General features: G+C 58.6%; 20 protein-coding genes. 3 read left to right on the top strand and 17 right to left on the bottom strand.

Annotated features, from left to right (window positions below):
• Positions 1–45: 45 nt before the first annotated feature.
• The 8 genes from P1X16_RS09450 to P1X16_RS09415 all read right to left on the bottom strand — a co-directional run bounded on the left by P1X16_RS09450 (position 46) and on the right by P1X16_RS09415 (position 11,203).
• Positions 46–714, bottom strand: a complete 669-nt coding sequence (locus tag P1X16_RS09450; RefSeq protein ID WP_277227916.1) for a DUF3823 domain-containing protein — start codon at positions 712–714, stop codon at positions 46–48.
• Between the two features lie 9 nt (positions 715–723).
• Positions 724–2,598, bottom strand: a complete 1,875-nt coding sequence (locus P1X16_RS09445) for a RagB/SusD family nutrient uptake outer membrane protein (protein ID WP_277227914.1) — start codon at positions 2,596–2,598, stop codon at positions 724–726.
• Positions 2,599–2,610: 12 nt separating this feature from the next.
• Complete coding sequence (locus P1X16_RS09440) at positions 2,611–5,880, bottom strand: TonB-dependent receptor (RefSeq protein ID WP_277227912.1); 3,270 nt, start codon at positions 5,878–5,880, stop codon at positions 2,611–2,613.
• Positions 5,881–6,554: 674 nt separating this feature from the next.
• Positions 6,555–7,109, bottom strand: a complete 555-nt coding sequence (locus P1X16_RS09435) for a GNAT family protein (RefSeq protein ID WP_277227910.1) — start codon at positions 7,107–7,109, stop codon at positions 6,555–6,557.
• Positions 7,110–7,290: 181 nt separating this feature from the next.
• The gene (locus P1X16_RS09430; RefSeq protein WP_277227907.1) at positions 7,291–7,776 is read right to left on the bottom strand and encodes a RidA family protein; all 486 of its coding nucleotides are present in this window, start codon (positions 7,774–7,776) and stop codon (positions 7,291–7,293) included.
• 177 nt (positions 7,777–7,953) lie between these two features.
• Positions 7,954–8,976 carry an EthD domain-containing protein gene (locus P1X16_RS09425; RefSeq protein WP_277227904.1) on the bottom strand — a complete coding sequence of 341 codons (1,023 nt, stop codon included), beginning with the start codon at positions 8,974–8,976 and terminating at the stop codon, positions 7,954–7,956.
• Between the two features lie 134 nt (positions 8,977–9,110).
• Positions 9,111–10,178 (bottom strand): SDR family oxidoreductase, encoded by a 1,068-nt coding sequence (locus P1X16_RS09420; RefSeq protein ID WP_277227902.1) that lies wholly within the window; start codon positions 10,176–10,178, stop codon positions 9,111–9,113.
• A 128-nt stretch (positions 10,179–10,306) separates the two neighbouring features.
• Complete coding sequence (locus P1X16_RS09415; protein ID WP_277227900.1) at positions 10,307–11,203, bottom strand: AraC family transcriptional regulator; 897 nt, start codon at positions 11,201–11,203, stop codon at positions 10,307–10,309.
• Positions 11,204–11,467: 264 nt separating this feature from the next.
• Here P1X16_RS09415 and P1X16_RS09410 point away from each other — a divergent pair, with 264 nt between their 5' ends.
• A complete protein-coding gene (locus P1X16_RS09410) occupies positions 11,468–14,608 on the top strand; it encodes a T9SS type A sorting domain-containing protein (protein WP_277227897.1) in 3,141 nt (1,046 codons plus the stop codon).
• Positions 14,609–14,626: 18 nt separating this feature from the next.
• On the opposite strand, the gene P1X16_RS09405 is transcribed toward P1X16_RS09410, so the two are convergent.
• Positions 14,627–16,180: a lipase maturation factor family protein gene (locus tag P1X16_RS09405; RefSeq protein WP_277227894.1), complete on the bottom strand. Its 1,554-nt coding sequence runs from the start codon at positions 16,178–16,180 to the stop codon at positions 14,627–14,629.
• A 351-nt stretch (positions 16,181–16,531) separates the two neighbouring features.
• On the opposite strand from P1X16_RS09405, the gene P1X16_RS09400 reads away from it, so the two are divergent.
• A complete protein-coding gene (locus P1X16_RS09400) occupies positions 16,532–17,398 on the top strand; it encodes a universal stress protein (protein WP_277227891.1) in 867 nt (288 codons plus the stop codon).
• Between the two features lie 101 nt (positions 17,399–17,499).
• On the opposite strand, the gene hemF is transcribed toward P1X16_RS09400, so the two are convergent.
• From hemF to P1X16_RS09385, 3 genes are read right to left on the bottom strand one after another with little or no spacing between them, the layout of a single operon-like run.
• Entirely contained in the window at positions 17,500–18,438 is a 939-nt protein-coding gene (gene hemF / locus P1X16_RS09395) for an oxygen-dependent coproporphyrinogen oxidase (protein WP_277227888.1), read from the bottom strand.
• 29 nt (positions 18,439–18,467) lie between these two features.
• Positions 18,468–19,385 carry a universal stress protein gene (locus P1X16_RS09390; RefSeq protein ID WP_277227885.1) on the bottom strand — a complete coding sequence of 306 codons (918 nt, stop codon included), beginning with the start codon at positions 19,383–19,385 and terminating at the stop codon, positions 18,468–18,470.
• A gap of 31 nt (positions 19,386–19,416) precedes the next feature.
• A complete protein-coding gene (locus P1X16_RS09385) occupies positions 19,417–20,145 on the bottom strand; it encodes a sulfite exporter TauE/SafE family protein (protein ID WP_277227882.1) in 729 nt (242 codons plus the stop codon).
• A 262-nt stretch (positions 20,146–20,407) separates the two neighbouring features.
• Here P1X16_RS09385 and P1X16_RS09380 point away from each other — a divergent pair, with 262 nt between their 5' ends.
• On the top strand, positions 20,408–21,268 hold the full coding sequence (locus P1X16_RS09380; RefSeq protein WP_277227878.1) for an NAD(P)-dependent oxidoreductase: 861 nt from the start codon (positions 20,408–20,410) through the stop codon (positions 21,266–21,268).
• Positions 21,269–21,493: 225 nt separating this feature from the next.
• Here the strand turns inward: P1X16_RS09380 and P1X16_RS09375 are convergent, their stop codons facing one another.
• The 5 genes from P1X16_RS09375 to P1X16_RS09355 all read right to left on the bottom strand — a co-directional run bounded on the left by P1X16_RS09375 (position 21,494) and on the right by P1X16_RS09355 (position 26,033).
• Complete coding sequence (locus P1X16_RS09375; protein ID WP_277227875.1) at positions 21,494–22,228, bottom strand: trypsin-like peptidase domain-containing protein; 735 nt, start codon at positions 22,226–22,228, stop codon at positions 21,494–21,496.
• 204 nt (positions 22,229–22,432) lie between these two features.
• Positions 22,433–22,900: a FixH family protein gene (locus tag P1X16_RS09370; protein ID WP_277227873.1), complete on the bottom strand. Its 468-nt coding sequence runs from the start codon at positions 22,898–22,900 to the stop codon at positions 22,433–22,435.
• Positions 22,901–23,003: 103 nt separating this feature from the next.
• On the bottom strand, positions 23,004–24,410 hold the full coding sequence (ccoG, locus tag P1X16_RS09365; RefSeq protein ID WP_277227870.1) for a cytochrome c oxidase accessory protein CcoG: 1,407 nt from the start codon (positions 24,408–24,410) through the stop codon (positions 23,004–23,006).
• A gap of 442 nt (positions 24,411–24,852) precedes the next feature.
• Positions 24,853–25,728, bottom strand: coding sequence for a cbb3-type cytochrome c oxidase N-terminal domain-containing protein (locus tag P1X16_RS09360; protein ID WP_277227867.1), 876 nt, complete (start codon positions 25,726–25,728; stop codon positions 24,853–24,855).
• Positions 25,725–26,033 carry a hypothetical protein gene (locus tag P1X16_RS09355; RefSeq protein ID WP_277227864.1) on the bottom strand — a complete coding sequence of 103 codons (309 nt, stop codon included), beginning with the start codon at positions 26,031–26,033 and terminating at the stop codon, positions 25,725–25,727. Before P1X16_RS09355 ends, P1X16_RS09360 begins: the two co-directional genes overlap by 4 nt.
• Between the last annotated feature and the right edge of the window lie 19 nt (positions 26,034–26,052).

The raw sequence follows: 26,052 nt of genomic DNA, 5'->3' as shown, positions 1-26,052 counted from the left end.
TTTATGTAGAGAAGCGGTTTTAGTTAAAGCAGCTGTTGACGCGCGTTACAGCTCTATTTTCTGCACCGGCGAGTAAAACAGCTCCACTACTCCCTGGGTCTTAACCCCGATGCGGGCGTAGCAAAAGTTGCGCACCGTGGAGGGCAAGGTGAACGAGAAAGCAAGCGGCTGCGAGAGGTTGGCCAGGGCCGTGCCGTTCTTAACTGACTGACCAATCAGGTTGTTGTTGGTATCGACAAACTGTGTGGAGTTCAGAAAAAGCGTCACCGATTCAATGTTGCGGCCGGCTATGGCCTGGCTTACCTGACACGTGGCGTTGACAACACTTCCCGACTTAGTGAAGCTGGCATTGCGCACCACAAAGTAGGGCTGCACCGGCACATCAACTATTGTATTGCCCTTTACTTGCACGTCGATGCTGTCGGTGCTGTTCACCCAGGGGCCACTGTCGCGCAGGCGCACCAGCTTGTAGTTGCCGTCGAACAGGGTAGCTGAAAAAGTGCCGTCCTGGCCTACGTACACCGGAATCTTGGTGAAGAGCTGATACCCCCGCTGCCACAGCTCCAACTGTACGCCGTTGCTGCGCACGCCCACCGGCTGGTCCTGATAAACCACGCGTCCGCTCAGGGTCGAGCTAGGTGGGTCCACATTGTCGAGTTCACAACCGGTCAACAAGAAGGCGCCGACCAGCAAAAGGTTGAATAATGCTTTCATGAGGAGACCTTATTGGAAAGGATTGCGAACAATCTTGGGGTTGTTGTTGATGACGTTCTGGTCGATGAAGGAGTAGTAGTTGAGCACCTGGAAGTTGCGCGGCGTGCGGAAACGGGGGGCAACTTTGCGGTCGTACACGTACTTGCCATCGAGCGGGCTACCGGGGCGCACAACGCGGTAAGGAAACAGCACGTAGGCTACGGCGCTGTAGTTGTTGGCATTGCCGTTCCACACCTGGTGCGCGATGCGCCACCGTTTCAGGTCCCACACCCGGTGGTCTTCGAAGGCTAGCTCCACTCGGCGCTCGTTCTGGAGGCGAGCCAGCGTCAGCGTGCTTGCGGTGAGGCTGTTAGCCGGGAAGCCGGCCCGCTCCCGCACGCGGTTCACGTAGGTAAGCGCATCGTTCGTCTGGCCGAGCTCGAAGGCAGCTTCGGCGGCATTCAGGAGCACTTCGCCCAAGCGGAAACGCACCCACCATACGTCGCTCAGAATACCGCGGGTACTGGTCTTTGGCACCGGGTCAATGTACTTGCGGAGGTAGAAGCCCGTGTTGGAAACTTCCACTTGCGTGGCCTGCGGGCCCGAGCTACCCGTGAGCAGCTTGTTGTCGCCGGCGGGGAAGGTAGAGCCGCCGTACACGCTCGACAGGCCGCCTTCAACGGTTTGGTAGGAGTTATTGGCTGCGTTCCAGACTTTAACGCCCGCCTGAATCTGCACTTCCTGGCCGCGGAACGTAGTACCCGGATAAATGACCGTGCCGTACAGGCGAACATCCTTATTAGCAAACGGAGCGCTCAGGTTGTCGTAGTAGATGTAGTCGGTATTGGCTGCGTTGCGGGTTGCTATTTCGCCCGGTGTGCCGTCCAGGTATTCGTACGCTTCCACCAAGTTCAAGATCGGCGTGATAATAGACGACGAAAGGTTGTCTTCGCGGATACCACGCGGGATGTTGTCGTACGTGAAGCCGTGACGCCGGTTCTTGGCCGTAAGGAAGTCTTTCGCTAGAATAACTTCCGAGTTGGGCGACTTTTTGGTAATCGCATCATAGAAGTTTTCTCCTAAGTTGGGGTTGGTCCGGTACAAGGCATACGGACCGGCAATAACCTCTTTGGAAGCATCCAGCGACTTCTGGTAATACTCCGCGGCGCGCGATGCCGGAATGCCAACTTCGCCGCCCGCGGTCTGAATGTTGAGGCCCGACAAGGCATTGTATTTGGCAATAGAGCCTGCGTAGAGCATGGCGCGGCTCTTGAGCGCCATGGCCGTGTAGCGGTTGGCGCGGGTATTGCTGCCAGCATTGCCGAGCGTGCCTTTTATCTCGTCTAGTTCACTGGCAATGAAGTCGTATACTTCCGACTCTTTATTGCGTGGGCTTTGCAGGGGAGAAGCATCGCCGCTGAAGTCGTAGATAAGCTGGCTGGTGACGATAGGCACGCCACCCACCCGCTTTACCATTTCGAAGTACACGTAGGCCCGTAGGAAGCGCAATTCCGATTTGAACTGCGTTTTCTGCTCATCCGACAGCGCCGTGCTGAATTTGTCGATATTATCGAGCGCCAAGTTGACGTCTCTGATTAGGCCATAATCCCAATAGGTCCACCGGTTGGTACCGAACGTGAACAAGTCATTCGGACCGTTGCCGTTGCCCGACCACAGGGCCTCATCATAGGCGGCATACTGTTCCCAGCCGGCGTCAATCTGCGTGTGGACCGGCAGACGGTCGTAGTAGTTGGCCAGCAAACTGCTAATCAGGTTCGGGTCGTTCCAGATCTGGTCTTCCAGAACAATACTGGGCGATTGGCGGTCCAGGAAATCTTTCTCGCAAGCCGACAAGCCCAGTACAAGCCCTAGGCTTAGGGCAAAGGTTTTATAAGAGAACTTCATAGGGAGGCAGGATTAGAAGCTGAGCGCGAAACCGGCGTTGAACAGGCGCTGGGGTGGGTACACCAAGCCGCCGTTGGAAGAGATTTCGGGGTCGATGTCGAGGTCTTTGATGTTGGTGAGCAGGTACAGGTTGGTTCCGTTCACGTACACCCGACAGGCCGAAATGCCGACTTTGCTCAGGAAAGGTTTGGGCAGGTTGTAGCCGACCTCCAGGTTGCGCAGGCGGAGGTAACGGACGTTGGTAACCCAGAAATCATTGCGACGATTGTAGTTGGAGTGACCCGCATTGTCGCGGCGAATGGCGGGGTACTTGCCCGGTATCCAGGGGCTGTCTGCGTTGTAGGGGTCTTCGTGATGCCAGCGGTCCTCGAAAATGTAGTTGGGCGAGGTGCCATTGTTCTGGAACGGAATGCGCAGCTCCACCTCGCGGCGGAAAGTTTGCATGCCGGCCCCCACAATGTCAAAGCTCAGCGTGAAGCCTTTGTAGCCGAACGAGGTGTTCAGCGCGTAGTTGATCAAGGGTGGCGCCCCCTCCACGTAGCCAATCGGCCGCTCATCCAGGTCGGTGATCAGACCGTCGTTGTTGACATCCTTGTAGATGAAGTCGCCCGGTAGTTGCGTGCGGTTGCCCTGGCCGTCATTATTAACGGTGTAGTCCGCAATTTCCTGCTCCGACTGAAATTGCCCTACTACTTCGTAGCCCCAGCCGATGCTGCCCCATCTGTCGATAAAGGAGTTGCGGTACTCGTTGATGGAGTTGCCAAAGCGCGGCTTGTACTGCTGCAGGTCGCGGCGCCGAGATAGGGTGGCGTTTACGCCCACCGAGTAAGTGAAATCACCGGCTTGGCTGGCGTAGGTTAGCGCCCCTTCCACGCCGCGCGTGGCCTCCGAGTTGAGGTTGGCTAGTGGCAGCGAGTAGCCTACTTCGCTTGGTAGCAAAATGTCGTACTGCGCGGCCGGCAACCCTTTGCGGCGCCGCTCAAACAGGTCGAACTGGCCTGTTAGCTTGCCATTCAGGAAGCCAACATCCACCCCGATGTTCGAGGTGATGTTGGTTACCCACGAGAGGGTAGTGATGGGCAACCCACGGGGCTGTACGCCAAAGGTGTAGTTGCCATTGAAGATGGCGCTGCCCGCCGGGAAGTTGTAGCCCGGTACGTAGCTGTAAGGAGGAACTACGTAGTTGTTGTTGTCGGGGTCATCTAAGTCGTCGGCGCCGGTGCGCCCGTAGCTGCCACGCAGCTTCAGCTCACTCAGCACGTCGGTGCCGCGGTCCTTGAGGAAAGGCTCTTCGGTCAGGCGCCAGCCAACCGTGGCCGCGGGAAAGAAGCCATACCGGCGACCCGGCGCAAACAGCCAGGAGCCGTCGTAGCGTCCGAGCAATTCAACCAAGTATTTCTGCTTGTAGTTGTAGTTTACCCGGCCAATGTAGCCCGCTCTAGCCCGCTCGTTGCGCTCGTCGGCCAAGAAGTCCTGGCTGGCAAACAGCTGAATAGGAATGGTATTGTTAGGCGGTACGGTATGGATAACGCTGTAGCGGTTGTCGGTGTCGTACCGCTCGTAAGCGGCTACAGCGGCAATGCCATGGTCGCCGAGCTGCTTGTTGTAGCTAAGCTGTAGCTGCCCGAAACGGTCGATGATATTGCGGCGGCGCGTTTCGCGCCAGGGGTTTTGGTTGCCCCAGCCTGGCTGAGTGAAGTACGTATCGGTAGTCGGGTTGTACTGGTATGCGTTATACGTGTACTCGAAGCCGTCGAAATTGAAGTTGGTGAAGTTGTACGAACCCGTGGCGCGTGCCGTCAAGCCAAAGTCGAAGCTGTACTCGGCAAACAGGTTGGCTTTGGCCGCCCGCGTGTCTTCCTGAATAGTGCCCGTAATATCGGTGTCGTAGGTAGCGGGGTTGACGTTGACGTTGTGCGTCTGGTTGATGTAGTTGGGGTTGTCGTTGGCATACGGCCGCTCGGTGGGCCACATGCTAAAAATGCTCAGGAAGGGGTTGAAATAGTCATCCAGACCGGGTACGCCGGCCTGGAACCGGTCTTCGTAGCGGGCACTGAGCTGCGAGCCAATCTTGAGCTTAGGCGTTACTCGCGCTTCGATGTTGGCCTGCAAGTTGGTGCGCTTGAAGTGGTAGTCCTTGATGAGCGCCTCTTGGCTTAAGTGGGTGCCCGAGAGGTAGTACGTCACGTTGTCGCTGCCGCCCGAGAGGCTCCCGTTTACAAAGTACTGCGGCACGTTGGGCCGCATCACCATCTTGTAGTAGTCGTAGCTTTTGTAGCCCGGCTCGGTACCTTGGCGCCATTTTTCAAGCTCAGTAGCAGTCAACGGAATACCAGTTACCGGGTCGTTGACGGCGTTTGGGGCGCGGCGTTGTTGCTGGGCTAGATTTTGCTCTGATTCGACGAGGGCCCGCTGATGCTGGTAGGCATTAGCCGGATGCGGATACTTCGTAAAATTCTGCAAGCCATAGTACCCCGAGATGCTGATTGTTGGCTTCTGGTTGGCTCGGCCTCGTTTGGTGGTTACCAGCACAACGCCGTTGGCCGCCCGCAAACCATAAATGGCCGCCGAAGCATCCTTCAGGATCGAGATATTCTCGATGTCGCTGATGCCTATGTTGTTGAATTGGGTTACGTCCGATACCACACCGTCAATAACATACAGTGGGTCGCCCAGATTGCGAATCTGAATTGTGGAGCCGTTGCCGGGCCGAGCATCGGCCTGGCGAGCCGTAATACCAGGCACCCGACCTACCAGGGCACTAGTGGCCGCAACAGCGGGCGTGCGCAGAATTTCCTCGGATTTGACGCTGCTCACCGCCCCCGTTACCGTAGCGCGCGACTGCGTGCCGTAGCCTACCACCACTACTTCGTCGAGCGCCTTATCGTCGGAGGCGAGTTGGATGGTTAGGCGCGAGGCCGAACTAGCAGCCACTTCCTGTGGCTTGTAGCCGATAAACGAGAAAACCAGCTTAGCCCCTTCGGGCGCGGTGATGCTGAAACTGCCTTGGGCATCGGTTTGCGTTCCGTTGGTAGTGCCCTTGACCACCACGTTCACCCCCGGCAGGGGGTCGCCTTTCGTGTCGGTGACAGTGCCGCGGACTGGAACGTCGGGCGTACTCAGGTCGATAGCTGGCGAGACGGGAGGCAGCGAAGCTATGCTCCGCGGTGTGCTCTCGTCGGTGGCGCCCATGGCTACCTCGACGGAAGCGCACAGGACAGCTGACGCCAACGACCCCCGAATGATGCCATGTACTGACTTAGTTTGTACTCTGTTTTTCATACGCATGTGGGTATTTGATGAATGGACAGTACTGCAAAAGCAGTGGGCGGAACAGACTCCGAGCCCGAACCCGGACGGGTGTGGGGGCATGCAGACCAGTTAGGAGCTTGCTGTATGAGTTATGGGCTCATTGTAAGAAAGGGTAGGGTGTTACAAAGCCAATGGAGGTCTGATTACACAATGGATTGTGTAAAAAAGAAGGCCTCTCGCAATCGTTTGCGTAACATATAGAAAATATTGAACAATCTTCATGTGTTACTCATAAAATGTATAGCGTTTATAAGTTAAATTCAATATTTAGATAGGTTTTTGTCTTATTCAAATATTGTTTAGTAAAAAGACTTCTAGAAAATTTAGATTAATGTTTAGCTGAAAGCGCGCCAAGCGAGTTCTTGGAGGGCTAGTTCAACGGCATATTTAATGTCGTAAGAGAATTATTAAAGGATGTAGAACAGGCTAATCCAACCGTTCTATGCCGCTGAAAGGCCCGTAGAAGCATATTACATGATTGGTAGTATGCTGGAAGCTGAAAAGGAAAACCAAGCAGTAATTCGCAAACGTTTGTGTTAAACGTCTAGCGTTTTTCATTTACAACCCAACATTGACCACGTGGTAGTAAGAGCAAAGGAGTAGCATCCTGACAGCTCAAGTCAGTAGAAAAACTCTTTCTACGATTAGTAAATTATCTGCACCTGCGACTTGTCGTAGAGCTCCAGCCAATCGCGGCGCAGGATGGCGTACAGCATTTCGTCCTCGAACTCGCCTTGCTCGTTTACGCCCGACTCGCGCATAATGCCCTCGAATTGAAACCCCGGCGTTTTGGCAATGGAACGCTTCGACGACAGGTTAGACACTCGGTGGCCGGTGGCCACGCGGTTGAGGCCTAGCAGTTCGAACGCCAGGTAGAACAGGTGCGGCTTGCTGCCCGGCGTTATGCCCCGGCCGCGCATGTGCTCGAAGATGTCGGCTCCGGTCGAGCCGGCACGCTCTTCCCAGCTGTCGATGCTTAGTAAGGTCATACCGGCCAACTCGGAACCTAGCATCGAATAGAAGCCATAGTTTATGCGGCGGCCGCGGCGGTATTCAGGCAAATAATTTTCGTGGAGCTCAGCCAGCATGTCCGCTGAGTCGGCAAATCCCTGAAACAAGGAATCGACTTGCGCCAGGTTGTCCTCGTTGATGAGGTGCAGGGTGATAGAGTTGGAGTAAAGAGCTTTGAACGTATCCATACACAAGTCTATCGAACGCACCTGCGCGCCTTGGCCTTACATGAGTAGAAGCCGCGCTGCCAACGCTCAGGTAGCTAGAGAAGTGAATTGCAGCCGGAAAGCTGAAGATACTACACGCCTGCTTTAGTGCGAGCCACCCAAACTACTTTGCAAAACAGGCCGCGTATAGCTTGTGGAGCAGTTAACGGCTGCCTGGCTTTTTGGGTATAATGGCTGTGGCTTCAATCTCGATCAATAGATCTTCGCGGAAAAGCTTGCTGACCTGCACGGCCGTGCTGGCCGGTGGAGTGGCCGTGTTGATATACCGGTCCCGGGCGGTTCGTACGGCGGGCAACTGCGAAACATCAAGCAAAAAATACGAGAGTTTCACAACATCGCGCATGGTGCCGCCGGCGGCTTCCACAATGGCTTTCAGGTTGGCAAAAGCCTGCTCGGCCTGCTTCCCCATGTTGCCCGGCCCGACCACGACATCCTGCGCATCAAGAGCTACTTGGCCGGAGATGATCAGCATGGTAGAGGGCCCCAAATCCACCTGCGCCGCGTGCGAGTAGCCTTTGGCCGGAGCCACCGTTGCCGGATTAAGAAACGTGACGGGGGCCGGCCGGGTCTGGGCAGCCGCGGCGGTAGCTAACAGCCACAGGCCGCTGGAAAAAAGAAGCTTTATCATGGGCAGTTGAAGAGCAAAAGAAGCTTCAACTTACTTAAAATGCTCTGCCTTCCCGCTAGCTACCGCCTCGCTTAGTTGCTTACCGGCTGCTAGTTTAATAGCTGGTGCCGGCTGTACTGGGTGCTCGCTAGGTTCTGCTACATAGGCAAGACTGCTTGGCCGTTTCGCATGCTTGCTCTAGTACTTGGTGGCCAGTTCGGGCAAGAGCCGATTGATAACACTGTAGTTGAGGCCAGTCCAGTACTCTGACTGCGCCACGTCCGTGAAAGTGGCTTCGTGGGCGGCAATGGCGCGGTAATCGTCGCTCACCAAGTAGTCTTCCACGTCGTTGAGGGAAGCAAAGGCCAGCACCGAAATGGCATCCATCAGGCTGCCTTCCGGGTCGTGTTGGGTCGAGCCGATGTTGTGTAGCTGGGCGTAGCGGCGCACGTACTGGTGGGTGGCCGGCTGGGCGAGCACCAGCGGCGCATGCTGCCGGAGCAGTTGCTCCTGGAACGCCTCGCGGGTAAGCTCGGGGCGCCGGTAATGAATCTTAACCAAGCTGATTGGGTCGCGGTGCTGGGCGCTGGGCAGCAAAATGTACTCGCGAGTGATGGAGCGCGTAACCATCCGAAACGCTACTTGCTCGTCGGCGGCAATGCGCTTATCGTACTGCTCTTGCTTAAGCACCCGCTCGATGTCGGCCTGCGCGGCGTAGGCGATATACGCAAACCCATCCCAGCGCGGGCGCTCATAAGCCGGCACGTGGGCATGAGGATCGGCTACGAGCTTGCCGTTTGCCTGTGTCATGGCCTGGTAGGGAGGGTGGAAGTAAGACGAGGGCCCGCCTGCAATGCGGTGCACTTGGTCGTAGCGCAGCACGGGCTCCGAGGTGCTGCCCGGCTCTTCGTAGGCAAACTTGGGGCCGTGCACCTTGCGCCAGTATTCATCCCAATGCTCGAAGGCTAGATTGGGGTTGACTTCCAGAGCAATTTCAGCTGGCTCGGTATCGGGGTTTTCCAGCGCCTCGCCGGTACGGCTGGTGGTGAAGCCCTGGTCGAGGGGGCGCAGGGAGCGCGGCGTGGCATCGGCGCGCGTAAGAAAAGTTGGCGTGACGATAAGCGGCTCCGTGGTAGTGCGGTAGGACGTGCGCTCCGGCGGGCGGTGGCGGTTATCGGCCCGTGAATCGTTGTTGCTAAGATTGCCCGGCTGCGTAGACATAAGAAACAAACAAGAAAAATGCAAAGGCCCTAACCGGTAACAGTAAGGGCCTTTGCTGAAAGAGAAGTTGCGTTAGAAAAGAATAGGTCTTGCGGGGCCGCCTGTAGGTCAGTTGGCAGCCCCGCGGGAGCCGCTTACGGAATCAGCCGATCCGCCCGCAGCTGCGCAAACAGGTCGAAAAACGAATCTTCGGTGCGCTGATATACCATGAAGCCCAACTGGCGGCTTTTCGACATATCGGTCATTACTTCAATTGGGCGGCCCAGGTCCAGGTCGGTGTGCCAGGGCGAAGCCAACTTGTTTAGGTCAGTTACGGCTAGTTGGTGCCGGGTGGCTAGGTCGCGCCAGCGGTCGGCAGCGTCGGCTAGCTCTGCTTCCAGCGGGTGCACCGTGCCGTCGTAGCCTTCCCACTCAACACCAAACCAGTCGGCTAGCCGCGGCCACAGCCAGCTCCAGCGGAAATAGTCGCCGTTGGTGATGTTGAACGCCTGATTACGGGCTGCTTCCGTCGTGGCGGCCCAGGCCAGTTGCTTGGCAAGCACGCGGGCATCGGTTACGTCGGAAAGGCCGTTCCACTGCGCTTCCGAGCCCGGCCAGCGGAAAGGTTGGCCGGTTTCCTTGCAAAGGCTGGCGTACACGGCCAGCGTGGTGCCCATGTTCATGAGGTTGCCCACGGCCTGGCCGATAATGGTATGCGGGCGGTGAATGCTCCAGCTGAAGCCGTCGCGCGCGGCCGCGGCAAAAACTTCGTCTTCCTGGGCGTAATAGAAGTTTTCGAGGTCGAGGCGGGGCTGCTCTTCCCGCAATGGAGTAGCCGGCAAGGAGCCACCCCGGGCGTAGGAATCAAACGGCCCGAGGTAGTGCTTGAGGCCCGTGACCAGGGCTACGTGCTGCACCGAGTGCTTGGGCGACAGGGCCGCGAGCAGGTTGCGCACCATGGCACCGTTCACGCGAATGTTTTCGGCTTCGGTTTCTTGGCGCATCCAGCTGGTCAGGAAGATGTGGGTGGGCGCCACGTCGGCTAGGGCGGCAGCCAGGGTTTCGGGGTGAAGCAGGTCGGCAGCTACGGGGTGCAAGCCGGCTATATCGGTTTTGGGGTTGCGGGCCAGACCGTACGTGGTCCAGCCAGTGGCCAGCAGTTCTTTGGCCAAGTTGCTGCCAACAATACCGCTGGCACCAACAATTAAAGCAATTTTATCCATGAGGAGGTGTACGGGAAAGCAAAACCAGGGGTAGCATTTAGCCGCTACTTCCCAGTGACTCCCCTTGTGGGGAGCCTAGGGGCAAAGCTAGGTACCCGCCCACGCTGCGCTTTGTACAAATCGCCGAACTATTTGTACCCCGTAAACTGCGCCCGGTACGCCGAGGGCGTTTGGTTGACTTCCTGCTTGAACCAGCGCGAGAAGTGGGCCACATCATAAAATGCCAGCTGATAGGCAATGTCGCTGATGGGGAGCTGCGTGCCGGTCAGCAGCACTTTGGCTTCCGTGGTTACCTTTTCCTTGAGCAGGCGAGCCGCACTTTTGCCGGTGGCTTTGCGGCACAGCGCACTCAGGTACTTGGCATCGACGCAGAGCGCATCGGCGTAGGCATCCAGGGCTAGCGCGGGCTCGTGGGTTGCTAGGCGCACTTCGATGAGCTGCAAAAATTGCTGCACAACCGGCGCTGTGTGTGAAGCGGCAGCAGTGGGTTTTTCCCAGTTGCGAATATCGGTGAGCAGCAGGCGCAGGTAGAGGCGGGCTTTTTCGAGGTGCTGTTGCTGGGTGTAGAGCTGCTCGCCGCTGAGCTGAAGCGCAGCGTACTCGGTGGGGGTGCAGGCGTGGTATACGTAGGGCGCGCCACCCGCCAGCACCGCCTCAATCTGGTAGGCTGGTAGTAGGCCGGCATTGTAGAAATCGGGAGAGAAAAAGCCGTACAGGCCCGTCTGCGGGCCTCCGTGCAAGCGCCAGCTCAAGGCGGTGTTCGGCTTCACGAGCAGAATGGACCGTGGCGCGACCGTAATGACATCGTCGTCGAGGGTGAACGTGCCCCCGCCTTCCCCGAACAAGGAGAGCTTGTAGAACGCCCGGCGGTGCAACTCGATGTGCTGCCGACAAGTGGCAAACCGCTCCTCGCGCCGATACAATACAAGTTGTTCCAGGGCTTCCGTGGGCAGCTCGCGGACAGCGGGCTCCGTTGTTTGGGGGTAGGCATTGAAGCCGAAGGTGGGCAACTGCGGTGATTCCATGGTCTGCTAACCGAATAATCAGGCGTATGGTTGGGTGTAATGCTCTTGACCTGATGCAACGCAAGTTTTGTGTGGCCTAGGTCTTGCTTGGTACCATGTTTATTCACTACTTTCTATATTCTACTCAGCTGCTCAGCCCTGCCAGTGAAATCAGGTGCCTAGCGCGAAGCGCTGGCCGGCAGCACTCCCACGCGGAGTTTACTTCCTCGTTGTTTGCAGGTCCTGCCTGCCATCTGTTGCCGCTTTTTTCTAAGCTATTAGGCCATGAAACCAGCTTGCATGCGTTTGCTGCCTTTGGTAGCCAGCGTACTTCTTTGTCTGCCCTCCACCCAGGCGCAGAATTTCCCCCTTCAGGCTAAGGATAAAACTCGGCCCCCACAAACTTCTCTACTGCCAGATCTTCGCTTGCCCGCCGGAGCTCACGCATTGCACCACAGCCTGCCCGACCAGACCGCCGCGGACCCGAGAACCAGCCGAACACAAACGGGCAAACGACTTTCCAGCACGCCAGCCGAAGCCAATGGCCGCGCCCTGAGTTCCGGCCTCGTCAGTGAAGCGTGGCTAGCGCGCTATAATTGGGCAGAAAACAGCTACGATAAAGTAACGGCAACGGCAACCGATTCGGCGGGCAATGTGTACGTAACAGGCTATGCTTTCCGCTCTACCAGCTATACTTACGTCACCATTAAGTACGACGGTGGTAGCGGCCGCCAGCTGTGGGAAGCTGTCTACAGTGGTTTCAACGATAGGGTGCCGACGAGCTTGGCCGTGGACCGAGACGGTAACGTGGTGGTGACGGGTTCATCGTACGGCAGCACACTTTATGATTACCTGACCGTGAAATACTCGGCCCGCGGCCAGCAGCTGTGGGAAGCGCGCTACAACGGGCCTGATAATCAGGATGATTTGGCTAGTAGCGTGGCCGTAGATGCGGCAGGCAACGTAGTTGTGACCGGTACTTCCTACCAAGGCAGCAACCGCTACGATTACGCCACGGTCCGCTACTCGGCCAGCGGCCAATTGCTCTGGCAAGCGCAGTACAACGGCGCGACTAGCGGGGATGATTTGCCCACCAGTGTAGCCGTAGATGCCACCGGCCACGTGTACGTGACCGGCACAACCTACACCAGCACCCAAAGCGACTATGCCACGCTCAAATACGACGCCACAACCGGTCAGTTGCAGTGGGCTGCTTTCTACAACGCCCCCGCCAACAGCTACGACCTGGTGCGCGACTTGGCCGTGGATGCCACCGGCCACGTGACCGTGACAGGCACCTCCGACAACGGCCGCAGCTACGACTACGCCACCGTGCGCTACGCCTCCAGTGGGCAGCAGGAGTGGGTGCAGCATTTCGAGGGAGCCGCCGGCGGCTACGACGAAGCCACTGCCCTAACTCTGGACGCGGCAGGCAACGTGGTGGTGACCGGCTATGCTGAAACCACCCGCGGCAACTGGGATTATGTCACGTACAAATACGCTGCTGGCAGTGGGCAACCGCTCTGGCAAGCCCAGTACAACGGCCCGGACGGTGGCTACGAGGAAGCGCGGGATGTGGCCATTGATGGGGAAGGCAACGTGGCCGTAACGGGCCGCTCGTTTACGGGCCGCGGCCAGAGCGAGTATGCTACCGTGCTCTACTCCACCGCGGGGCAGGTGCGCTGGACCAGCCGTTACCACGGACCCGCCCCCGGCGACGAAGCGCCCACCCACCTGACGCTAGATGGCCTCGGCAACGTAGTCGTGGTTGGTGATGCAGCGGGCCGTAGCCCCAACGATTTCGACTATGCCGTGGGCAAGTACGCCGCTGCTACGGGCCAGGTACTTTGGCAGGCTACTTACTCCGGTATTCGCATGGGCTCGTATTTGCTAACCGACTTTGCCGTAGATGCGGCAGGCAACGTGTATGTGACGGGAACCAGCAATAACAGCCTATTTCTAGGAGGTGCCTTTCAAGTGCAAACGGCCTACCTCACCGTCAAATATTCGCCTAGCGGGCAGCTGCTTTGGGAGGCGCGCCGTCGTTTCCGTCCCAACGTGTTTCGGGTTGAGCGGTCCAGCCTGGCTGTGGACGCGGCGGGCAACGTTTATATCTGCGGCTCCGACTTCGGTAGCTCTTTTATCGTCAAGTACTCACCCAATGGGCAGCAGCTCTGGCAAGTGCCTACCGATCCACTAATGGCCGTTCCCGTAGTTGATATTGCGGCGGACGCGGCGGGCAACGTGTATGTTTCCGGCGCCGACTTCGATACTGGAAAATACGCAGCCGACGGAACGCTGCTGTGGGTAGCATCTTTTAATGGCCCCCCAAGCAGCGTAAACATAGCACTAAGCATGACTCTGGATGCGGCCGGCGACGTGCTGGTGGGTGGTTCTTCTGCCAGCAGTAGCAACTCCAGCTTCGGCTATGCCACCGTTAAGTACGCGGGCCGCAACGGCGGGCAACTCTGGAAAACCAGCTATACCGGAATGGCCACTTCCTCCGACGACCGACTTACGGCCCTAACCGTGGACGCTGCCAATCACGTGTACGTGACGGGCCGCTCCCTGACCGATACCAACGGCTACGACTATGTAACCATTAAGTACGACGGCGCCAGCGGCCAGCCGCAGTGGACGGCGCGCTACAACGGCGTTGACAGCCGCCGTGATGAACCGTCGGGAGTAGCCGTGGACGCCGCCGGCAGCGTGTACGTGACCGGTGCATCGTACAACGCCGATAACACCCGGGACTATGCCACGGTGAAATACACCGGCAGCAGCGGCCAGCAGGAGTGGGCAGCCCGCTACAACGGCCCCGCCAACCGCGACGACTATGCTACCGCCTTAGCCACGGATGCCACCGGCAACGTGTACGTGACGGGCGCCTCGACCGGCAGCGGTAGCAACACCGACTACGCTACGCTCAAGTACGCCGCCACTGGTGCGCAACTGTGGGAGGCGCGTTACAACGGCCCCGGTAACGGCATGGATCAGGCGCTCCACCTTAAGCTAGATGCGGCCGGCAACGTCCACGTAAGCGGCAACTCAACTGGCCACGCCCCAGTTTTCGACTTCGCCACCATCAAATACGCTCAAACCAGCAACGCCTTCCTGCGCCCACTGGACACTGCAACGCGGGTGGCCGTGAGCGAAGCAAGTAGTCGGCAGAAATTGACGGTCTACCCGAACCCGGCGGCAGCCACAGCCACAGTAAGCTTCCGGCCCGCGCTTGACGGAGCCGCCCAGGTGCAGGTCTACAATCAATTGGGCCAACAGGTGGCCATCCTGTACGACGGCACCGTGCGCAAAGGCCAGCACTACGCATTATCGCTTCACGGCCACAACCTACCCGCGGGTTTATATACCTGCTCGTTGCTCGTGGGCGGCCAGCGCGAGACAGTGCGGGTGCTTGTTTCGCGGTAGCACGTAGCAGCAGTCAACTTACGGAGCCCAGCCGGCGCTTTTCAGAAACTCTATCAGGCGCGGGTCGTTGGCCGACAGGGGCGGTAGCCAAAGGTCCACCCGCTGGCGCTGCCAATACAGACCTTGCGGAGTACCGGGCGGGGCAAACATGTATCGGTACCGCACGGCCCGGACGTAGCGCGGCGGCTGGTTGGGGAAGGGGTTGCGGGCAAACAAACTCACCGCCGCGGGGTCGTTGTGCAAAAGCTTTGAAACCAAGTTTATCGTCCAAGGATATTCAGCTGGTGTCGCCATGGCGGCAAACCACATTTGCCAGTCCAGGCGCAGCTGGTAGGGCGCTACTTGGGGCGGCCGCTGGTTAAGCAAGACCGGCAAGCCCTTGTAGATATACGGCTGCCAGTTGGCTTGATCGGTGGAATCTTCGTCCGCGGTGCCCTCGAAAACTACGTTCCACCGCTCTTTGCCCACGCTCCCGAAGGCGCCGTAGGTATTTACCAAGTCCAGCGGGTCGAATGAGGTATTCATGATTTGCCCCGGCGACACCATGTTGAGGGTAGGCTGAACGCTGAGCAGGCCGATGATGGCAGTGACAACCCAGGCCGTGGTCTGCATGGGTTTAGAGGTTTCGGCGCGGTCGGCGGCCGCCTGCGCCTTCCGCACGAGTTGGCGGGGGAGGAGCCTCACCCAGAAGTTGTCATCAAAACAAGCCAGCGCCGGCACGATGGTCAGCCAGTTCAAAAAGGAAAGATTGCCACTGAGAATAATGTTGAGTTGAAACAACACGATTATCACCCCGGCCAGGTGGCGGGCAAACCGGGGCCCAAACACAAAGAAGGGCGCTGCCAGCTCGGCCAGCCAGTTGAACCAGACGCCCACTTGCAGAACGGTGCGCGGTAGAAAATGAAACCACCGGCTCAAAGGCCCGGGAATAGGCTGCGTTTCGAAGTGATAGTAGAGGGCGGTGCTATTGCGCCATACCTCGTCCCCGCGGACCTTGATCAGGCCGGCCCCGAGCATAATGCGGAAAGTCAGCCACCGAAACAGCACGATGATGGGCATCGGGGGCGCATACTTAGGAAACGGCCGCCAGTCGAGCAGGGGGCAAAGGAAAACGGCCAGAAAGCCAGTTTCTGTAAGCTGAATCTCCCACCCGTACCCGTACCACTCTTGCCCAACGTGCACGATGGACATATACAAAAACCAAAGCACCGCCAGCAGCAGCGCGTTGGCATAACCCGCCACCACCACGCAGGAAAGCGCAAACCCCAGCCAGGCCACCGTGAGCAGGGCCGCGTCGGAATGCCCGAGCCAGAAAACCGACGGCAAACGCAGAAAACCAGCTCCCTCGGACCCCAAGGCTGCACTGATCTGCCGAAGGTAGCTGCCAACCGGTAGCAACCCATGCGAACCAATCAGCGGCACCAGCTGATTGATAGCGACCAGAAAGGCAATGGCGTAAAGCACCCCTAGCAGGCGCAGTAGTACAAAGCGGGTGAGCCAGTAGGTAGGCGAAGAACCAGGTGCACCGAGCACCTGTGAATACCCACTATCTATGTCGTTTGTCGCTTCCATTCGTTTGCCGTTGATGCAGGCTCATACGTCGTTGCTTGCCGGTTGGCGATGCGGGAAGACACCTTTCTGATGGCTATTTATGCCTCTGGTTGAGCTTAAACGCAACTTTTGCTTACAACTCGAACCCAAACTTTTGTGTACATTAGGTAGGCTTGGCGTGCTGCAGATCTGTGCACGCAACTTGGCTTTTTGCGAGCGGATGCGGCGAGATGGATGCTTGGATGGCAACAACCGTTGTGCAACGGGGGAAGAAGTGATTTAAATCAGGATTCGAGATGATCTGGCGCAGGAGACCTAAGAGAAGGAACGACCACATTTGCTTGTCTGCTAACTAGTTACTCCACCATGACTATGACTACTCTGCTGATCGTCTCTGATTTCGTTGCGGGTGCCGACCCAGCTCTGGACTTTGCTACGCTCCTGGCGCAAGCTCTCGGCGCCAAGCTCGTGCTTTTGCACGTGCAAGACGAAGATGCCCTAAAGGCAGAACCGTCCTCCGCGCAACTGCCGGCTGCCACCTCGGCCCCGCAAGCTCTCCAAGACCTAGCCCGGACGCTGCCCGTGCCCGCCGTAGCCGAAGTAGAAGCGGGCCAGATGGAAGATGCGCTGCCGGCTGCCATCAGCCGCCACCGCCCCGCCCTAATTGTGCTAAGCCGGCCATCGGCCGCCACCGCCGCCGACGTGCTGGTAACGACCACGGCCCTGAATGTGCTGCGCAGCCATGCCTGCGGCTTACTGGTAGTACCGGCAGAAGCGCCCCAAGCCAAGCTGCCACAGCGCGTGCTGCTGGCCGCCGACGGCGGCAAGTTCACGCTGGGACCTTGCGTAGAATCTATCCGGGCCATGCTGTTGGCCATGCGGGCGCAACTGATTGTGGGGCACGTAACGGAGTCTGCCACGCAGCATACGGCGCAGCAGGCGCTGGCATCGGTGGTACGGACGGGGCTTACACTCGATTTGCCCGCCGTAACAACCACGCACGTCTGCCACGCCGAGCCCACGGCGGGCATCCTACAGGCGGTGGCGGAGCAGCGCGCCGAACTGCTGGCCGTAGTGGCGCGCCCGCACACGCTCTTGTGGTCGCTCTTCCGGCAGACGGTAACGGCGCAGTTAGTATTGCAGAGCGCCGTGCCGGTGTTGGTGCTGCCGGCCCAGCCGCAGCCTACTAGTACCGGCTCGCAAGCCTCAGCTCGGCGCACAACGTCGGCTGTTCGCTAAGCGCCAGCCCTACAACACCGTGGCCGGTGCTACAACTTCAATCGGGAGGTTGTAGCACCGGCCTTGGTGTATTTTTCAACAAGTACTTGTAGTTCAGTTAGCTACTTGCCGGGGGCAGCTACCCAATCCACGCCTTTGCGCAGCCACTGCTGGGTGGCGTCTTCTGGCGAGTTTGGTTCAATGGCGAAATTATAGTGCCATTCCACCTGGGGCGGCAAACTCATGAGAATACTCTCGGTGCGGCCCCCGGTTTCGAGGCCAAAGCGCGTGCCTCGGTCCAGAGCCAAGTTGAATTCGGCGTAGCGGCCCCGGCGCACCAACTGCCACTGCTTTTGCCGGTCGGTGTAGGGCAGGTCACGGTTTTGGCGCATGATGGTGCTGTAGGCGCGGCCGTACACTTGACCTACATCCTGAATGAAGGCGAACAGCTCCTCGAACGAACCATCTTTACCGACGGTGAGGCGGTCGAAGAAGATACCACCGATGCCGCGCGTTTCCTGGCGATGAGGAATATAGAAGTACTCATCGGCCCACTGCTTGAAGCGGGGGTAGTAGCTGGCATCGTGCTGCTCACAAACGTGGGCAATTTGTTGGTGAAACCAGCGGGCCTGTGCCTCGTCCACGTAGATAGGGGTCAGGTCCAGGCCGCCGCCAAACCAGGCTTCGCCGTTGCCAGCCTCGAAGTAACGCACATTCATGTGGGAGATGGGCACGAGCGGGCTGCGCGGGTGTTGCACTACCGAGACGCCCGTGGCAAAGTACGCCTGGTCGGGCATGAGTAGCTGCTGGGCTGCTTTGTCGCTCATCTCGCCCCACACGGCCGAGAAGGCGACGCCTCCTTTTTCCAGTACCTGCCCTTGCTGTATGACCCGGGTGCAGCCACCCCCGCCGCCAGCGTGCTGCCAATTGTCGCGGCGGAAGCGAGTGCCGCTGCCGTCGGCCGTTTCCAGTTGGTAGCAAAGCCAGTCCTGAAAATGGTGCATCCATTCTTGCACCAAGGCGCGGGAAGTAGTGCGCGGAGAAGAAGTCAAGGTATCCATAATGTAGAAGCGTAAAGCAAACTCAATAATTAAGCGCGGGGCAAAGAGGCCAAACGAACCGTTGGTTGGTGACTCCGCCCTAATTCCTCCCGTTTGGCGCATTGCTCGCAGCACATCACGCGGGGTTGGCGCTCCGTCGAACGGAGCACCAGCATCGGAATCTGGGTGTGGTAGGCATGGGTGGTAGCATAGCACTGGTCGAAGTAGCGCAGCAATTGCGCCGATGTAGTAGGGGCTACCAACAGCAGTTGGGTTTGCGTGCGGGCGCAAAACTCACCAATGCCTTCCAGGGGCGCATCGTCTTCCAGCAAGTGCTGTTTGATGGTAGGCCAGGTGAGCTGCACGGCAGCTTGCTGCAATACTTGCTTGAGGCGCCGCCGTTGCGGCCGGTCGGCGGGCGAGTAGAACTGCACAATGTCCAGCGTGCCCGGAAAAGCGTCTTGTAGGGCCGACAGCCGAGGCAGCGTGTTCAGGTTTAGGGTCGGGAAATCAGCGAAGAAAGTTAAGCGGGAAGGCAGCGACCGGCGGCCGGGCGGCACTACCAACACCGGACACGTGACGAGCTCGGCAATGGCGGCGGCATGGTTGCCGGGAGCCATTTGGCGGCCACAGTCTATGTGTTCGAGCCCCATAACCATCAGGTCGGCGGCGCAGCGAACCGCTTCGGCCTGCACATGGTCGTGCAGGCAGCCGGCCAGCACCCGGTACTGGTACTGGATGCGGCGCCCATCTTGGCGGGTGAGCTGCTGGTAGCGTAGGCGCTCGACCAGGCTGCGGAGTCGCTGTTCCTGCCCAATTAAATTGATATCGGGCGCGCCAGCAAGGGGTTCGGGGTGGCAATAGAGCACCACCACTTCTGCCGGCCAGCGCACGGCCAGCTTGTTGGCGTAGGCTAGGGTGTATTCGGCAGCAGCCGTGTGGTCGAGCGGAACGAGAATGGTTTTCATGAAAAACGAAAAGCGGTTGAAGGCAAGAAGATTAGTGGCAGTAATGCACGGTGCGCGGCAGGGTAGTGGCGGCGCTTGGCGCGTGGTTGAGCTGAGGACTCAGATAAGGAATGCCGAGCCCGAGCCCTCGCACGATAAAGAGCAGCGCCAGCAGTGAGGCCGCGTAGGGCACCACCCGCCGCAGGCGAGTACGCCAAGGCCAGGGCACCATCTGGCCCGAGAGCGACAAGGCCAGCATCAGCGGCAGGGTGCCGAGGCCGAAGCACGCCATGTAGGCGGCCGCGCCTGCTACGCCCGGCGCGCTTAGCGCCCCGGCCAACGCTAGGTACACCAATCCGCAGGGCAGCAGCCCGTTGAGCACGCCCGTAGCGTACAACGCCCACCCAGTAGGTTGCTGAAACAAGCGGGCCAGCGTGGTTTTCACCCACCCCAGCGGGGTACTCAGCCCTAGCACGTTGGCCAGCCCCGCCGTGTAGCGTTCTGGCACGACCACCAGCAGCAGAATCAGCACGCCCGAGGCCACCGACAAGCTCTGTTGTACTCCGGCCAGCCGCAGGCCCTGACCTATCAGTCCGGCCCCGGCTCCCAGCGTGGTGTAGCTGGTGGTGCGGCCCAGGTTGTAGAGCAGCCGGCCGATCCCGTAGCTTCCGGCCAAACCAGTGGCCGCCCGCTGGCCGGGCAGCGCCAGCGCAATAGCGCCACACATGCCCACGCAGTGGAAACTACCCAGAAGACCAAAAAGAAAACCTGCCCAAAGCATCGGTGAGAAGCTGCTTGAATTGGGAAGCAAATACGGCCACCATCTAAAAAGCCCACATGACAAAAATCAGGTGGCCCGCATGACTTTCACCCAGGAAAAGGTAGGCGGCGCTGCTATACGCATCCTGAGGTAGGACCTTACACCAGCGGCATAGTGGCAAAAAGCAAGTCTTCTTGCTGCATTCCGGCCGCACCGGCCAACCAATTTCGGCCTTGGTGGTATAGCATACCGCGTTCATATCTACTTCACTCAACCACTGCACATGAGCTCACAACCCCAAGTAGGCTGGATAGGCCTCGGCAATATGGGCAATCCGATGTCGCGCCGACTGATCGAGGCGGGCTACCCGGTTGCCGTTTACAACCGCAGCAAAGACAAAGAAGAAGCCCTGCGCGCCAGCGGGGCCACCACCGCCGATTCGCCGGCTGCCTTAGTGCAGCAAGCCGACGTGGTGTTCCTGATGGTATCCGACGACCAAGCCGTGCGCGACTTGTTCACGGGTCCGCAAGGACTGCTGGAGGCCCAAGCGAGCGGCAAGCTGCTGGTCAACATGAGCACGGTGTCGCCGGGCATCAGCGAGGAAATGGCGAAACTCAGCCAAGAGAAGGGCCACACCTACCTCGATGCACCGGTTTCGGGCAGCGTCAAGCAGGCGGAAACTGGCCAGTTGGTCGTGATGGTGGGCGGCGACGAGCCAGCGTTTCAACAAGCCCAGCCGCTCTTTGAGCACCTTGGGAAGCTGGCGCTGCTCCTCGGCCCCATCGGCAGCGGCAACCGCGCCAAACTTGCCATCAACACCTTGTTGGGCTTCTACACGCAGGGCCTGGCCGAAACCTTGCTCTTTGCCCAGCAGCACGGCCTAAAACTCGAGGATATGCAGACCATTATTGCCAACGGCGCCATGGGCAATGTGTACTCCAAGATCAAGGGCGAAGCCATTATGGGCGAAAATTTCCAGGCCGCCTTTGCCCTAAAGCACCTAGCCAAAGACCTGCGCCTGGCGAAAGCCGAAGGGCTGAACACGCCCTTAGGCGCGGTAGTCCACGACACCTTCCAGCAAGCCGAACCCGCCCTAGGCGACGAAGACGTTATTGCCATCATCAAGCACCTGCACCGCGACTAAGGAAGCTAGTGTGTCGGTTGCCCATCAGCTAGGAGGGTCTGCGTGCTCGCGCCATTAGGAACAGACGAGGCGCGCGTAACCTATCCACCAGAAGCTGCCGCAACCTGTAGTAAGCAAATACAAAGAGCCGCCCCGCTGGCGCCTTCTCAACCAGAAGGCGCCAGCGGGGCGCTGTTGCGTTAGCAGCAATGGCTTTCGAGAAAGGCACGCTTGCGCGGGGCTTCTCTACTTCTTCTGGTACGTGTCGAGAAAGGATAGCAGCCCCGTGATGGCGCAAGGGGAGAAGTACTTTTTACCCGACGTCGGGTCGACGGTGCCGTTGGAGACAATGCCTACCACCTGGCCTTGTTCGTCGACCAGTGGGGCACCGCTCAGCCCGCCGAATTGCTCGGGTACCACCACGTCTTTTACGAGAATCCGATTATCTATCGTTTTGTAGTACTCGAACTCATATACGCGTTGCGGGCCGCTGTCCATGTGGCGGGTCCAGCCCACTACGTACAGCTTCTCGCCCGGCTGCAACGGCGTGGTGCGAGCCTCTAGCGGCTTGATGCGGGAGTGGTTCGACTGAATTGAGAACACCAGCCAATCTTGGTCGTAGGTGGCCTTGTCTTCTAATGACTCGGCTTTGTTCTCGTTCAATAAGCGGTTGGTAACCACCCTGCGCGCCTTATCCGGCAGCGGAAACAACAACCAGGATTTAACACTATTCCCGAACGAAAGCGCCTTCATGCCTTTGGGCTTAATCACCTTCAGAAGGTGTTTGGCGGTAACTGCCAACGTGTCGTTCTGGTGCTTGAGCAGAAAGCCACACGAAAAGCGGGGCTGATCATATTGCGGGTCCGCAAAGGCAATCTGGTTGGTCAGGGCTATTTCGGGAAAGGTCTTTTTCGAGACTTGTTCCTGCCCGAAGCATGCGGTGGTGAACAGCAGGAGTACCAACAACCAGCGGAATGTCATTTGCCTGATTTCGTTAACCTGGCCTCGGCGTTGAGGCTGAGCGCAAACTATTTTATTCCTGAGCCAGATACAAGAGGCGTCTGTCTGCTAGCTGCTTGAGGATAGGCACCAGCATCAGGTAGGAGTGGCCTACCACGTACGGCATGCATTCGACGCTTAGCTTATTTCACTTGCTTACAGATGCACAGCAACTACCACGACGCCCTAAATCGTCAAATCCTTCTCCACAAAATACGCCTGCCCATCCGCGGTGAAATCCACGCGGATGCGCCAGAAGCCGCGTGCCATTTTCTGGGTGCTGATGCGTTGGGTGAGGGCCGAGCTAGGTTGCAGCGGCAAGGTGAAATCGAGCTTCAAATCGGAAGGGCGGAAGAAGTGGAGCTGCCCTTCGATGCGCTTGCCGGCAAACGACGGCGGCAACTGCAAGTAAAGCTGCGAAACCGCCGCTTCGTGCGTTACAACCACGGATACGGGCAGCGCTGCCGTGCGGGCCACGGTTTCCATACGCTGCTGGTACGCTAGTTCCTGCTGGTAGTAGTCGGCACTTACTAGGTCTACGCTGGAGTGCATGGCCTGCTGCACCATGTAGCCGATGTAGGCAGCAAACAGCACGAACACGGCAATGATGGCATAAGGCCAGATAGTGCGCTTTTGAGGAGGGGACGTAACCATCGGAAAAGGGAAGTTTTGTGCTTGGCGACGGGCAGGTACGCCTGGTGAATAGGGTGCGCATTACAGGCAGGGTTTCGAGATACCTTACCAAGCCGTTGATGGCTTAGTACACCGGGCCCAGGAACTTGGTGCTGGTTTCAGCAATCTGCTGGCCATTGCTGAACAGCCCGATGCGGATTTTCTGGTTGGTGTGGTGCAGCGCAGTGCGGGGCAACTCGGCGAAAAACACCCCCTCGGCAATGCCCTGGGCCGGCAAGGTCAACTGGTGGGAGCCAACCAGCGAAATCTGGCCCTGAGTTGGTTCCAGCACCCGCAGCGTGATAGGGTAGGGCTGGTTGGTTTTGTTGATGACCGAGATATTGTAGAGGTTGGTGATGGTGCCGTGAGCGGTTTTCTGAAACAGCTGCCCCGGCGTGCGCAGCACCGTAGCCTGCACGTTGGCCCGCGACACCAGCAAGCCCGTTAGTACGGCTACCAACACCAGCAGCACCGCCGAGTAGGCTTTCACCCGGCCCGTTAGCTGGAATTTGGTGCCCTCGGCAATGTTGTTGACCGATGCGTACCGAATCAGGCCTTGGGGTTTGTTTACCAAGTCCATGATGGAGTTGCAGGCATCTATGCAGGCCGTGCAGTTGACGCATTCCAGCTGGGTGGCGCCGTTGCGGATGTCGATGCCGGTGGGGCACACCTGCACGCACTGGTGGCAGTCGATACAGTCGCCGGCGGTGCGCTGCTGGTTTTTGCGCAGCTTCGCCCGCGGCTCGCCCCGCTGATAGTCGTAGGCCACGGTCAGGCTGTCTTTGTCGAGCAATACGCCCTGCAAGCGGCCGTAGGGGCAGGCAATGGTGCACACCTGCTCCCGAAACTGAGCAAATACGGCGTAGAACACGCCCGTAAACAGCACCATAGCCGTGAGGCCGCCGAGGTGGTCGGCCGGCGAATCCGTCACGAGTTTCACCAGCGCATCGGACCCGATACTATAGGCCAGGAAGGTGTTAGCAATCAGAAAAGAAACGACCAGAAACAGGGCGTGCTTGGTGGTTTTGCGCCAGAGCTTGTCCCAATCCAGCTCGCGCCGGTCGAGGGCCTTCTGCTGCGGAGCGTCGCCTTCCAGCCAGTACTCGATGCGGCGAAACACCATTTCCAGAAAGATGGTCTGGGGGCACACCCACCCGCAGAAAACTCGGCCATACACCACCGTGAACAGAATAATGAACAGCAGAAACGTGAGCGTAGCCAATAGCAGGATAAAGAAATCCTGAGGCCAGAAAATCTGCCCGAAAATAATGAAGCGGCGTTCTGGCAAGTTCAGTAGCAGCACCGGCAGCCCGTTAATACGCAGCCAAGGCCCGGCAAACAACAATGTCAGCAACCCGTAGCTCAGCCACTTGCGGCGTTGGTACAGCCAGCCCAGCGGCTTCTTCGGATACAGCCACACCCGCTTGCCGGCAGCATCCACTGTGGCAATGGAGTCGCGGTAAGCGTCGTTAGGCTTGAATTGGGTAGCCATGGATATTCTGAAAAGCGAATAGAAAAGGCGGTTAAACCTGTTGAGACGGTCTGGTCTGTTAAGCATAGCCAGAGCACTTAGTGTGCTGGCTGGCGTTACCACAGTACTTGTCATGCTTGATCTGGAGTCCGCTTGTTGATGCAGCTCACGTGCTGACGTTGCCAAACTATATCGGTCATGCTGAGCGGAGTCGAAGCATCTCGCTAGTGTGGTAACCTTAGTTCGTGTTGCAACGATTCGAGCGAGATGCTTCGGCTTCGTTGCACTACGCTCAGCATGACAAGTAACATTGCAACGTCATCTGTACAACCTCAGCACACGAGCTGCTTCGGTCTCTTGCTTGATGCGCTACATGCTCAGCAGGACGTGCTTTTCCTTGGGTACTAGAGACTCCGACCAGTATGGCAGTCACTTGCTCGTCTAATAAGCTTCGCCAGAACAACTACCGACTTGCCAGGGGGCGGGCGAGGGTTTCTTTTTCTCCCTGCGGCTCTTTGGCGTTGGCGGGTTTCGTGCCCTGCAGACTCAGGATGTAGGAGCTGACTTGCAGGATTTGCTTGCCGGAAAGCTTGCCTTTCCAGGCAACCATGCCCTTGCCCTGCACCCCAAACTTGATGGTCTTGTAGACGTGGTTCACTTCGCCACCGTGCAGCCAGTACTCGTCGGTGAGGTTGGGGCCGACTTTGCCTTCCGCGCTGGCGCCGTGGCAGGGGGCGCAGTTGGTGGCGAACAGGGCTTTGCCGCTGCTTAGGTCGGCGGGCGTGGTCAGGGGCTGGTAGGTGGTGAGCTTGTTGGGGTCGTCGGCATCGGCCGAAACGAGCAGGGCCGCCTGTTGCATCTCGGTTTCGTACTCGGCTTGGCTGAGCTTGCCGGCCTGCGCCACGTGGTAGTAGCTCAGGTAGCCCACCGCAAACACGATGGTGAGGTAGAATCCGTACTTCCACCAAGGCGGCAAGTCGTTGTCGAACTCGTGGATGCCGTCGTAGTCGTGGTCCAGGATTTCGTCGCGCACTTCGCCCCGCACCAGCACCGGGTCGCCGACCAGCAGCCCTAGTACCTTGCCGCTCCAACTAGAGCGCACGGTGGGCAGGTTGTACACTTTGCGCAGGCGGGGCCGCAGTTGCACTATCACTGCTACCAGCAGCACTAGAAACAGCAATACTACAACGGCCAGTGTGCCGAGCAGCAACCAGAACAAGACCTGCCGAGTAGCAAAGGCGGCAGAGGCTGGTTCTGCTGTTGCCGTGGCTTGGGCCAGAACGGCGGCGGGAAATAGCACCGCCACAGTTCCAGCCAGAACAGAACGAAAGCGTATCATGCGGCTACGGGTTCGGTGGTGAGAACCGGGGCCGCGGTAAGAGCTGCCGGAGCCGGAGTGGAAACCTGAGGCTCGGGAGTTATGGCAGCTGCGGCCTGCGGGGCCTGCGCTTCGGTTGGGGGGGTAGTTTCCTCGGTCTGGATGCTGACAGCGGCCGCCTCGGCCAATGAAATGCCGCTTATCACGCCCATCAGTAGCACGGCCACGGCCACGAAACCCGCCAGCCAGCCTAGGATATCGATTGGTCCGGGTCCAGTAGCAGCAGTGGATTGGGCATTGGCAACAAAGCCAGTTAGCAGGCTCATAGCGGTTAGCAGAGAAGTG

The sequence above is a fragment of the Hymenobacter sp. YC55 genome (genome assembly GCF_029433095.1).
Classification (GTDB): domain Bacteria; phylum Bacteroidota; class Bacteroidia; order Cytophagales; family Hymenobacteraceae; genus Hymenobacter.
Note: the sequence above shows the minus strand (reverse complement) of the source record. Positions and strands in the feature narration are given on the sequence as shown.